This window comes from Pseudomonas sp. NPDC089407 (assembly GCF_044900445.1).
Taxonomy (GTDB): Bacteria; Pseudomonadota; Gammaproteobacteria; order Pseudomonadales; family Pseudomonadaceae; genus Aquipseudomonas.
This window is the reverse complement of the sequence record NZ_JBJDNB010000032.1, coordinates 60,835-70,234: the sequence shown is the minus strand read 5'-3', so window position 1 is coordinate 70,234 and position 9,400 is coordinate 60,835. Positions and strand designations below refer to the sequence as shown.

Sequence of the window (9,400 nt, the reverse complement as noted above, 5' to 3'; positions counted from 1 at the left end):
GTCAATTACAATCCGTCAGAATGACGCTGCCTCCATTGGGGCTGCTTCGCAGCCCATCGCCGGCAAGCGCGGCTCCCACATTTACCCGCGAATGCGACGGCTTATGTGCCGACGCATTCGCGGGTAAACCCGCTCCTACAATTGTTCGAGTCCAGCCTGGGAGCGTGGGGTTAACGCTGCGATTCTGTGGGAGATGACCCAGCCCCTCCGGGCTGCGTGTCGCGCAGAGAACTTTGCCCGCAAGGCCACTGTATTCGGTGTGGGAGCCGCGCTTGCCGGCGATGGGCTGCGCAGCGGCCCCAAAGTCTCAGGTCAATTACAATCCGTCAGAATGACGCTGCCTCCATTGGGGCTGCTTCGCAGCCCATCGCCGGCAAGCGCGGCTCCCACATTTACCCGCGAATGCGATGGCGCATGTGCCGACGCATTCGCGGGTAAACCCGCTCCTACAATGGATCGAGTCCAGCCTGGGAGCGTGCGCACTCTGTGGGAGCGGGCTTGTCCCGCGAAGCAGGCGACGCAGTGCATGGCACCGGCGCTGCCGGTGTTCGCGGGACAAGCCCGCTCCCACAAGTCCCGCTAAGTCAATGAGTTAAGTGCGGTTAGCGCAGCGATTTCACATCACTGGCCGAAACAGCTTCACCCTGATTACCCCAACTGGTCCGGATGAAGTTCACCACCTCAGCCACCTCCTGGTCACTCAAGCGCCAGCCAAACGCTGGCATGGTGAAGTTCGACGGCGCCGTGTGCGTCGCCGGGACCGTGCCGCCCGCAAGTACCACGTGGATCAACGACGTAGCGTCCGCTGTCTGCACCACCGGGTTACCGGCCAGCGCCGGGAACACGCGGGTGTAGCCCTGGCCATCGGTACGGTGGCAGGCTGCACAGTTGTCGATGTACACCGCCGCGCCAGGCTTGCTGTCGTCGCCCTTCCACAGCGCATCCGCCACCTGCTTGTCGTACACATGCGGCTGGTCATCCGGGTTGCTCGGCGGCAGGGTCTTCAGGTAACGGGCGATCGCGGTCAGGTCGGCATCGGTCAGGTGCTGCAGGCTGTGCTCGACCACATCGCTCATGCCGCCGAACACCGCACTGCGATCGCTGCGCCCGGTCTTTAGAAACTGCACCAGCTGCGCTTCGCTCCAGCTGCCCAGGCCGTCCTTGTGGTCACCCCGCAGGTTCTTGGCAATCCAGCCTTCCAGCGGTGCGCTGCCAGCCAGGAACTGCTCGCCATCAGCAGGGCTGAGCGCCTTCTCCTGCATCGTCAGCGCCCGCGGCGTATGGCAGGCGCCACAATGCCCCAGGCCTTCGACCAGATACGCGCCGCGGTTCACCGCGGGGTCCGCTGCCGCTGAAGCCTGCCAGGGCTTGGCCTCTGGGGCGAACAGGCCACGCCAGATCGACAACGGCCAGCGCATGCTCAGCGGCCAAGGGATGTCAGTGGCCTTGTTCGGCTGCTCGACCGGCTCCACGCCTTTCATGAAATAGGCGTACAGCGCCTGCATGTCCTGCTCGTTGACCCGTGCGTACGACGGGTAAGGCATGGCCGGGTACAGGGTGCTGCCGTCCTTGCCAATGCCTTTGCGCACGGCCCGGTCGAAGTCTTCGAAGCTGTAGTGGCCGATGCCGCTGGCCGCCGGGGTGATGTTGGTGGAGTACACGGTGCCGATTGGCGTTTCCATCGGCAGGCCACCGGCAAAGGCCTTGCCGCCCTTGGCGGTATGACAGGCCACACAGTCACCGGCACGGGCCAGGTATTCGCCCTGGCGCACCTGCGCATCGTCCTGGCTGGCCGCCTGCGCAGCCGTACCGGCACCCAGCAACAGGGTTGCGATCAACATTGTCTTCATGTTCATCGCTCCTCAAGCCTGGACCAGCGGGCCGGGGTTTTTCAGGTACTGCTCGCGAATGGCACGGGCCGACCAGTAGGTCAGCGCCGCCACCAGCCCGGTTGGGTTGTACCCCAGGCCTTGGGGGAACGCCGAAGCCCCCGGAACGAACACGTTGTGCACGTCCCAGCTTTGCAGGTAGCGGTTCAGCGCACTGGTTTTCGGATCGGTGCCCATGATCGCGCCGCCGTTCAGGTGCGTGGTCTGGTAGGTGGCAGTGTTGAAGTGGTCCTTCACCTGCTTGCCCAGTACGGCAATGCTCTTCGGGTTCATTGCCTGGGCAATCTTGCTGAGCTTGTCGACCATGAACTGGTTCATCCTGATGTCGTTTTCCTGCCAGTCGAAGGTCATGCGCAACAGCGGCTGGCCGTAGGCGTCGCGGTAGGTCGGGTCGAGGTCGAGATAATTGCCCCGGTAGGACTGGTGCGCGCCGTGGGCGTCCATCGATACCTGATGGGTGTAATAGTCGGCCGTGGCTTTCTTCCAGGCACTGCCCCAGGCCGGGGTGCCCGGCGGGTTCCCGGTGCCGGCAATCGGCCGGGTGCCGGCCTGGTTCACCCACATCGGGGAGCCACCGACGAAGCCGTGCGGGCCGTGGTCGAAGTTGTCGGCGTTGAAGTCATCAATGGCAATGCCGTTGCCACCGGCACCGATGAAGTTGTTGGTGTAGGTGTTCTTGTCGAAGAACGCCTTGACCGTGCCCATGTTCTGGTAGGCGAAATTGCGCCCGACCACCCCCTCGTTGCTCACCGGGTCATACGGTTTGCCAATGCCGGAGAGCAGCATCAGGCGCACGTTGTTGAACTGGAACGCAGAAAGGATCACCAGATCCGCCGGCTGTTCCACTTCGCGCCCCTGGGCATCGATGTAGGTCACCCCGGTGGCCTTGCGCTTGCTGTCGTCCAGGTTCACGCGCAGTACGTGGGCGTTGGGCCGCAGCTCGAAATTCGGCACCTGGCGCAGCGCCGGCAGGATGTTCACATTTGGCGAGGCCTTGGAGTACATGTAGCACACGTAGCCGCTGCAGAACCCACAGAAGTTGCACGGCCCCATCTGCGCCCCATAAGGGTTGGTGTAAGGCCCTGAGGTATTGGCCGACGGCAGGTTGTAAGGCTTGTAGCCCAGGCTGCTGGCGGCCTTTTCGAATAGCCTGGCCGAGACCACGTTCTTCTGCGCGGGCAGCGGGAACGGGTTGGAACGGTCTGGTGCATAGGGGTTGCCGCCCTTCCCTTCACCGACCACCTGACCCTTGACTGTCCACGCCTGGCCAGAGGTGCCGAAGACTTTTTCGGCAAAATCAAAATACGGTTCCAGCTCTTCGTAGCTGACGCCGAAGTCCTGGATGGTCATGCCTTCGGGGATGAACTTGCGCCCGTAGCGCTCTTCGTAATGGCTGCGCAGGCGCAACTCGACCGGGTCGACCCGGAAGTGCACACCCGACCAGTGCAGGCCCGCACCGCCCACGCCCTTGCCGGGCAGGAAGGCACCCAGCTGGCGATTGGGCAGTGCCACGTCGTTCACGCTATGGCGGATGGTGACGGTTTCTTTCGACACATCGACGAACAGCTTCTTGCGCACGCTATACGTCAGCTCGTCGATGACCTGCGGGTAACTGCCTTCTGGGTAGGTGTCCTGCATCGGCCCGCGCTCCAGCGCCACCACCTGCAGGCCGGCTTCGCTCAGCTCCTTGGCCATGATCGCGCCGGCCCAGCCGAAACCGACGATCACGGCATCCACTTTGTTCAACACAGTCGCCATGCCTTAGGCCCTCTCGCCGCGAATCGATACCGCAGGAAACGGGTAAGGCTCGTTGCGCTCGACCCAGTCCATGAAATCGGCGCGGGCGCCGGGGAAGCCGATTTGGGTCCAGCCGACCATGCCTTTGTTGCCACCATGGATCGGGTCGCAGAAGAACCCTTCACGGGTGTTCTGCACCAGCAGGCTGAAAAACACCTTGGCCGGCACCGTGTCGAACACCAGCTCTCCCGCTTCGACTTTGCTGAGGATACGGTCCCGGGTAGCGCTATCTTGCGCGGCAAAAACTTGCCCGCCGTTGGCTTTGCACCAGCCGTCCACGGCTGCGATGCCCAGGCGGTAGATTTGTTGCGGGCTGAGCTGCAACTGGTAGCCCAGCTCTGGCGCGGCGTCGGCGTTGAACGGGCCTTGCATGTACCATTGCGCGCCGGTCGCGTAGGGAGTGTTCATCTGCCGGTCGATGAATTCGGCGGCGCCAGCTTCAAGTGCACCGGGGCCAAGCGCATCTGCCGGAATGATGCGGGACACGGCCGCCTGCACGAAGGCCCACTCTTCGGCACTGAAGAACGTTGGCTGGTAGTTGCCCGCCGGTGGTGTGGCCGGCACATTCGGCGCCTGCTGTGGGGCAGCCAGCAGCTGGCTGGCCCCTGCCCCAAGCCCGGTGCTGGCAACGGTCACGACCCGGATCAAGGTCAGGGTCTTGCGCAAGAAGTCCCTGCGCGGGTTGTCTGGGGCATGCTCAGCCATGGTGAATCCTCATCGGCTTTGGGGTGGCCTTGATAAGCGCCATCTGGTTTTCCATGTAGGGATGATCTTGATGGGCCATCAAGAAGACAGCCGAATAATCTAACGCGTTCAGAAATGTTTTGAAACCGGTTTCATAGTTGACTTGTTTGCCATTCAGTTGCGGGCGAGCCAGCTCCAGGCGGCCATCCATTCAGGCTTTTTTTCACATTCGGGGGCCAGCCCGGAACTCTGAACATGCCCTCCCGCGCCACCTTCTACCGCAACAACCTGCTGCTGCCCCTACTAATGGCCGCCATCGTGTTCATGGCGTTCGACCTCACAGAATGCAGCCCTGTGCCTGCACCTGCCCTTGTAGGAGCGGCCTTGTGTCGCGATCGGGCCGCATAGCGGCCCCAACATTTTCAAGGTTGACGTTGAAATCCGGGGCTGCTGCGCAGCCCATCGCGACGCAAGGCCGCTCCTACAGGGGGCAGCGTTGGGGTTAAAACTGGATCGTATACCCCACGATCACCCGGTTCTCAGCCGCCGCATCGGCAAAGTTCGAGCGCATGCTCGCATTGCGCCAGCGCAGCGAAACATTCTTCAGCGGCCCGGACTGCACCACATAGGTGATATCCGTAGTGCGCTGCCATTCACGCCCTTCCCCGTCTCGCCCGCCAAAGCCCGGCCTTTGGCGGTGGCATCGCCTTCTTCGCGGGTAAACCCGCACCCACAGGTTGGGCCGGAACGACCCACCCCATTCCCCCAACCTTGGGGGAACGCTGCCCACCAGCAACGACCGGGTAAACGCCCCACTCAGAAACTGAACCCCTCGTCCCACAAGGCCCGCAGCAGAATTTTCAGCGGTTGGCACAGCTCTTGCCGATTACCTCCCAGACGCCCCAAGTCCATGGGCCCGTTTGCAGGAGGAATTGACTCATGCACCGACCGATACCCCACCCGCTGGCAGTGGCAATTTTCGCCGGCATGCTCCAGCTACCGGCGCAGGCTGCCTTGAATGCTGTCGATCCAGGCGCTTACGTCCCCGCTAACGGCGGTTTCCCAGCCTGGTACCAGGACAGTCACGGTCGTACCCTCGACCTGTGCCTGACCAAGGCCGTCAGCTCACGGGTCGCCGGCGCACCCGGCGCGCCATCGTACATGTGCACGCTGCTGCCAACGCCCGGCGTGTTCGACGACACACAACCCATCGTGTTCCCCACCAACTTCCCTGACGAAGCCTTCTGGTTCACGGCCGACGCCGCTATCGTCGACGCCGCCCGTGGCATCGATCTAAGCTACGGCACGGCAATCGAAGCGGCATTCGCCGCAGAAGAACCGGTCGAAGGCGACCAGGTCAGCTTCGCCCGCGTACGCATCCGGGTCGATGTGCCAACCGCCGGTACCTACGTGGTCACCCACCCCTACGGCGTCGAAGTGTTCGACGTACCTGCCGCCGGGCGCCGGGCAATCAACATGACCCGCGACATCGGCATTGCCGGCGCCGGCGACTTCAGCGGCGCGCTCAAGGGTGATGTCGGGCCGTTCCTGCGCAGTGTCAACGGGCCGTACACCGAAGGCAACGAACGTTTCATCGGCGACCCGAACCTCGAAGAGCGGGTAACCGGCAGCCCGTTCAACACCAACTTCGTGCGTATCGAAGGCCCTGGCGGCATCGACCTGCGCACCGAGCTGTTCGCGATCTCGGGCAAGCTCTCGACCGTCGCCCTGCCAACCCCCCTGATGCCACAGCGCAGTACCTATTCGCGGCACAGCGAAAACGGCGACCTGCGGGCGCAGCAAGACATCTTCGTGATGGCCCCGCCACCACCGGCCAGCGTCACCCTGACCAGCCAGACGCCCAACCTGAACCTCACCGAGGCCAATGGCACCGGCGCCTGGTACGCCCAGTCGGCGCTCAACCCGGCGGCTGGCACCCTCGTTACCCTGACCGCCGACAACAGCGTGGCGATCCCCACCAGCAGCCTGACCACCAGCAACCTGCCGCTGACCGACCTGGTCACCATCACCCAGGCGCAGTACCGCCTGTCCACCGGCGAGCTGACCTTGGTGGCCAGCACCAGCGACGAAACCTCACCGCCCGTGCTCACCGCGCACACCGGCAATGGTGCGTTGATCGGCAACCTGGGCGGCAACGGCGCCGTGAAAACGTTGAGCATGACCCTCTCGCCCATCCCGCCGGCCAAGGTGCAGGTCACCAGTGCCAACGGTGGTAGCGACACCGAAGACGTGGTGCTGGTGCCATGAACAGACAAAGGCTCAGCCTTCAAGGAGGCAGCATGAACACTTGGTCGCGCCGTGCGCTGTTGGCCGCCGGTTTCTCCCTCACCGTAACCAGCGCCGCGTTTGCCGCGCTGTCTGATGTCGACCCAGGGCCTTATACCTTCGCCACTGGCGGTTATCCAATGTGGTATAAGGACAGCCTCGATCAGTCCCTGGAGCTGTGCCAGTCCAGGGCGACCAGTACCCGTGCCCCAGGCGCGCCAGGGGCGCCGGCTTATATGTGCACCTTGTTGCCCGAGCCCGGCATCTATGACGATGCACTGCCGCTGGTGTTTCCTGACAACTGGCCACCAGAGATGTTCTGGTTCCTCGCCGAAACCACGATTCCGCAGGTAGGCAACAGTGGCTACGAGCTGGAAGTCTATGTGGCCGGTGTGGAGGCAGCCTTCGCTGCAGAAAACCCGGTAGACGGCGACCAGCAGAGCTTCGCGCGTATCCGTATCCGCGCTTCGGTACCGCGCACAGGTACCTACACCATCACTCACCCCTATGGGGTGGAAACGGTCAACGTCACCACTGCAGGCCGCCGGGCGATCAACATTACCCGTGATATCGGCATAGGTGCCCCCGGCAACTTCAGTGGCGCCTTGACTGGCGCCATCGGGCCTTGGCTTAAAGGCGTTGCCGGGCCCTACAAAGAGGTCAATCCGGACACGGGCGCCACCGAAACCTTTATCGGCGACCCGAATATTACCGAAGCGGTTACCGGTAGCCCGTTCAATACCAACTTCGTGCGCATCGAAGGCCCGCCCGGTGCCATCGAGACCAGTGTCTTCAGCGTTTCGGGCAAAGTGCTTGACCAACGTGCGCAAACCCCGGCCACTCTCGAACGGGCAACCTACTCGCGCAATGGCAGTGGCACCCGCACGGAAGTGTTCGCCAAGGCGCCCAAAGACGCCAGCCTGTGCCTGCGCAATGGCTTGGCTTTGGTTGGCACCCCGCCGTCGCCGTGCCAGTTCACCCTGACCGCCGACAATAACGGGCTGTTCTTCCATCAACAATTTTCCCAGGACGCGCCGCCAGCGGTAGTGGTAGTAACTGCCAGCAACGCTACCGGCGGCACCCAGCCGACCGCACTGTCGAGCAAGCTGACCGACGTGGTCAAGGTCAGCACTGCACGTTATGACTGGGCCAACAAGCGCCTGCTTATCGAGGCCAGCTCCAGCGACGAGGTGGCAATCCCCGACCTGCTCGCCCAAGGCTATGGCCGCATGTCGAAGTCTGGCACGGTGCAATCGCTGACGGTCAATGACGTGCTGCAGCCACCGGCCAGCGTCACCATCAAGTCCGCCCATGGCGGCAGCGATGTCGAACCGGTGATCGTCGTCGGCAACGCCCCGGTCGAGGCGGCCAACCAGCCACCGCTGGCCCAGGCCGATATCGGCAGCACCAGCGTCGGTGTGCCGATCACCCTCAACCTGCTGCAGAACGACAGCGACCCGGACGGCAACGTGCCGCTGACCATCAGCGACCTGACCCAACCCGGCACCGGCCTTGGCGGCGTAGTGCTCAATGGCTCCACCTCGGTAACCTACACCCCACCAGCCGGGGCCACGCAACCGCTGGTGGCCACCTTCAGCTACCGGGCGATGGATGCCAAGGGCCTGAAGTCGGAACCGGCCACGGTCACCATCAACGTCGCGCCTAACCAGTCACCAACCGCCAACCCGGAAACCGTCGCCACCCTGGCCGTGCCATTGACCATCAACGTGCTGGCCAACGACACCGACCCGGAAGGCAACGTGCCGCTGAGCGTGGCCGCCGTCACCCAGCCGGCTGCCGGGCGCGGCACCGTCAGCACCGACGGCGCCACCGTGACCTACACCGCACCGGCCACGGTAACCGCGGCGTTCACCACCACCTTCACCTACCAGGCACGTGACTCGCTGGGGGCGCTGTCCACCCCAAGCACGGTCACCGTCAATGTGTCGCCACGGCCTGCCGCCGAAACCTTCGCGGTCACCGCAGCCACGGTCACGGCGCGCTCCAACAACCGTTACAACTGGGACATCAGCGGTACCTCCTCGGTCACCACCGGCAACGTCGTCACCGTCAGGGTAACCACCACCACCGGGGTGCAGACACTGGGCACCGCGACTGTACCGGTGACGGGCCGCTGGCGCCTGGCAGTCAGCAACAGCACCACGGTGATCCCGACCGCCGCGCCGACGGCGACCATCACCACCAGCCCGGGTACCACCCGCACCGTCAACGTGGTCGTGCAGTAAAGGCGGGGTAACGCCATGAAATGCCTGTACTCCTTGCTGCTCAGCCTGGCCCTGGTGGGCCAGGCCAGTTGGGCCGACGACCTGATGGACAATGCCGACCTCGCGCCCGGCAACGACCTCGGTGACCCGGTGATCATCCGCCTGCTCCCGGCCGGCGCCGGCCAGGCTGCGGTGATCGAGCAGCAAGGTTCGGGCAACCGCGCCGCGCTCGACCAGAACGGCCAGGCCCTGCTGGGCCGTATCGTCCAGGCCGGTGGCGCGCAGGAGGCGTCCATCCTGCAAGAAGGCAGTGACCTGATGGCCAGCATCAGCCAGCAGGGAAATGGCAACAGCGCATCGATCCGCCAAAGCGGCAGCAGCAACCGTGCAGCCATCGAGCAGATCGGCAACGACAACAGCGCCAGCATCGTGCAGTCCGGCACGGGCCTCAATAGCTCCGTGACCCAGGCTGGCAATGGCCAGCATGTTCAGATCACCCAATACCGATAGACCTGGAGG

8 protein-coding genes and 1 pseudogene are annotated in these 9,400 nt (G+C 63.9%); 4 read left to right on the top strand and 5 right to left on the bottom strand.

The window, feature by feature from the left end; translation table 11 throughout:
- Nucleotides 1-602: 602 nt before the first annotated feature.
- From ACI2KG_RS22320 to ACI2KG_RS22305, 4 genes are read right to left on the bottom strand one after another with little or no spacing between them, the layout of a single operon-like run.
- Nucleotides 603-1,850, bottom strand: a complete 1,248-nt coding sequence (locus ACI2KG_RS22320) for a c-type cytochrome (protein WP_404663324.1) — start codon at nt 1,848-1,850, stop codon at nt 603-605.
- 12 nt (nt 1,851-1,862) lie between these two features.
- Complete coding sequence (locus ACI2KG_RS22315) at nt 1,863-3,647, bottom strand: GMC family oxidoreductase (protein ID WP_404663323.1); 1,785 nt, start codon at nt 3,645-3,647, stop codon at nt 1,863-1,865.
- 3 nt (nt 3,648-3,650) lie between these two features.
- On the bottom strand, nt 3,651-4,391 hold the full coding sequence (locus ACI2KG_RS22310; RefSeq protein ID WP_404663322.1) for a gluconate 2-dehydrogenase subunit 3 family protein: 741 nt from the start codon (nt 4,389-4,391) through the stop codon (nt 3,651-3,653).
- Nucleotides 4,384-4,581 carry a hypothetical protein gene (locus ACI2KG_RS22305; RefSeq protein ID WP_404663321.1) on the bottom strand — a complete coding sequence of 66 codons (198 nt, stop codon included), beginning with the start codon at nt 4,579-4,581 and terminating at the stop codon, nt 4,384-4,386. Before ACI2KG_RS22305 ends, ACI2KG_RS22310 begins: the two co-directional genes overlap by 8 nt.
- Nucleotides 4,582-4,625: 44 nt before the next feature.
- On the opposite strand from ACI2KG_RS22305, the pseudogene ACI2KG_RS22300 reads away from it, so the two are divergent.
- Nucleotides 4,626-4,715, top strand: a pseudogene (locus tag ACI2KG_RS22300) (PAP2 family protein); the annotation flags it as partial.
- 157 nt (nt 4,716-4,872) lie between these two features.
- On the opposite strand, the gene ACI2KG_RS22295 reads toward ACI2KG_RS22300, so the two are convergent.
- Complete coding sequence (locus ACI2KG_RS22295; protein WP_404663333.1) at nt 4,873-4,992, bottom strand: OprD family outer membrane porin; 120 nt, start codon at nt 4,990-4,992, stop codon at nt 4,873-4,875.
- 317 nt (nt 4,993-5,309) lie between these two features.
- On the opposite strand from ACI2KG_RS22295, the gene ACI2KG_RS22290 reads away from it, so the two are divergent.
- Genes ACI2KG_RS22290 through ACI2KG_RS22280 form a run of 3 tightly spaced genes read left to right on the top strand, consistent with a single transcriptional unit; the run spans nt 5,310 to nt 9,391 of the window.
- The gene (locus tag ACI2KG_RS22290) at nt 5,310-6,638 is read left to right on the top strand and encodes a hypothetical protein (protein WP_400618098.1); all 1,329 of its coding nucleotides are present in this window, start codon (nt 5,310-5,312) and stop codon (nt 6,636-6,638) included.
- 32 nt (nt 6,639-6,670) lie between these two features.
- Nucleotides 6,671-8,902: an Ig-like domain-containing protein gene (locus ACI2KG_RS22285; protein ID WP_404663320.1), complete on the top strand. Its 2,232-nt coding sequence runs from the start codon at nt 6,671-6,673 to the stop codon at nt 8,900-8,902.
- A gap of 15 nt (nt 8,903-8,917) precedes the next feature.
- A complete protein-coding gene (locus ACI2KG_RS22280; protein ID WP_404663319.1) occupies nt 8,918-9,391 on the top strand; it encodes a curlin in 474 nt (157 codons plus the stop codon).
- The last annotated feature ends 9 nt before the right edge of the window (nt 9,392-9,400 follow it).

Coding starts and splice junctions, on each gene's coding strand:
- ACI2KG_RS22320 (WP_404663324.1), bottom strand. CDS start 1,850: ATGAAGACAATGTTGATCGCAACCCTGTTGCTGGGTGCCGGTACGGCT.
- ACI2KG_RS22315 (WP_404663323.1), bottom strand. CDS start 3,647: ATGGCGACTGTGTTGAACAAAGTGGATGCCGTGATCGTCGGTTTCGGC.
- ACI2KG_RS22310 (WP_404663322.1), bottom strand. CDS start 4,391: ATGGCTGAGCATGCCCCAGACAACCCGCGCAGGGACTTCTTGCGCAAG.
- ACI2KG_RS22305 (WP_404663321.1), bottom strand. CDS start 4,581: ATGGATGGCCGCCTGGAGCTGGCTCGCCCGCAACTGAATGGCAAACAA.
- ACI2KG_RS22290 (WP_400618098.1), top strand. CDS start 5,310: ATGCACCGACCGATACCCCACCCGCTGGCAGTGGCAATTTTCGCCGGC.
- ACI2KG_RS22285 (WP_404663320.1), top strand. CDS start 6,671: ATGAACACTTGGTCGCGCCGTGCGCTGTTGGCCGCCGGTTTCTCCCTC.
- ACI2KG_RS22280 (WP_404663319.1), top strand. CDS start 8,918: ATGAAATGCCTGTACTCCTTGCTGCTCAGCCTGGCCCTGGTGGGCCAG.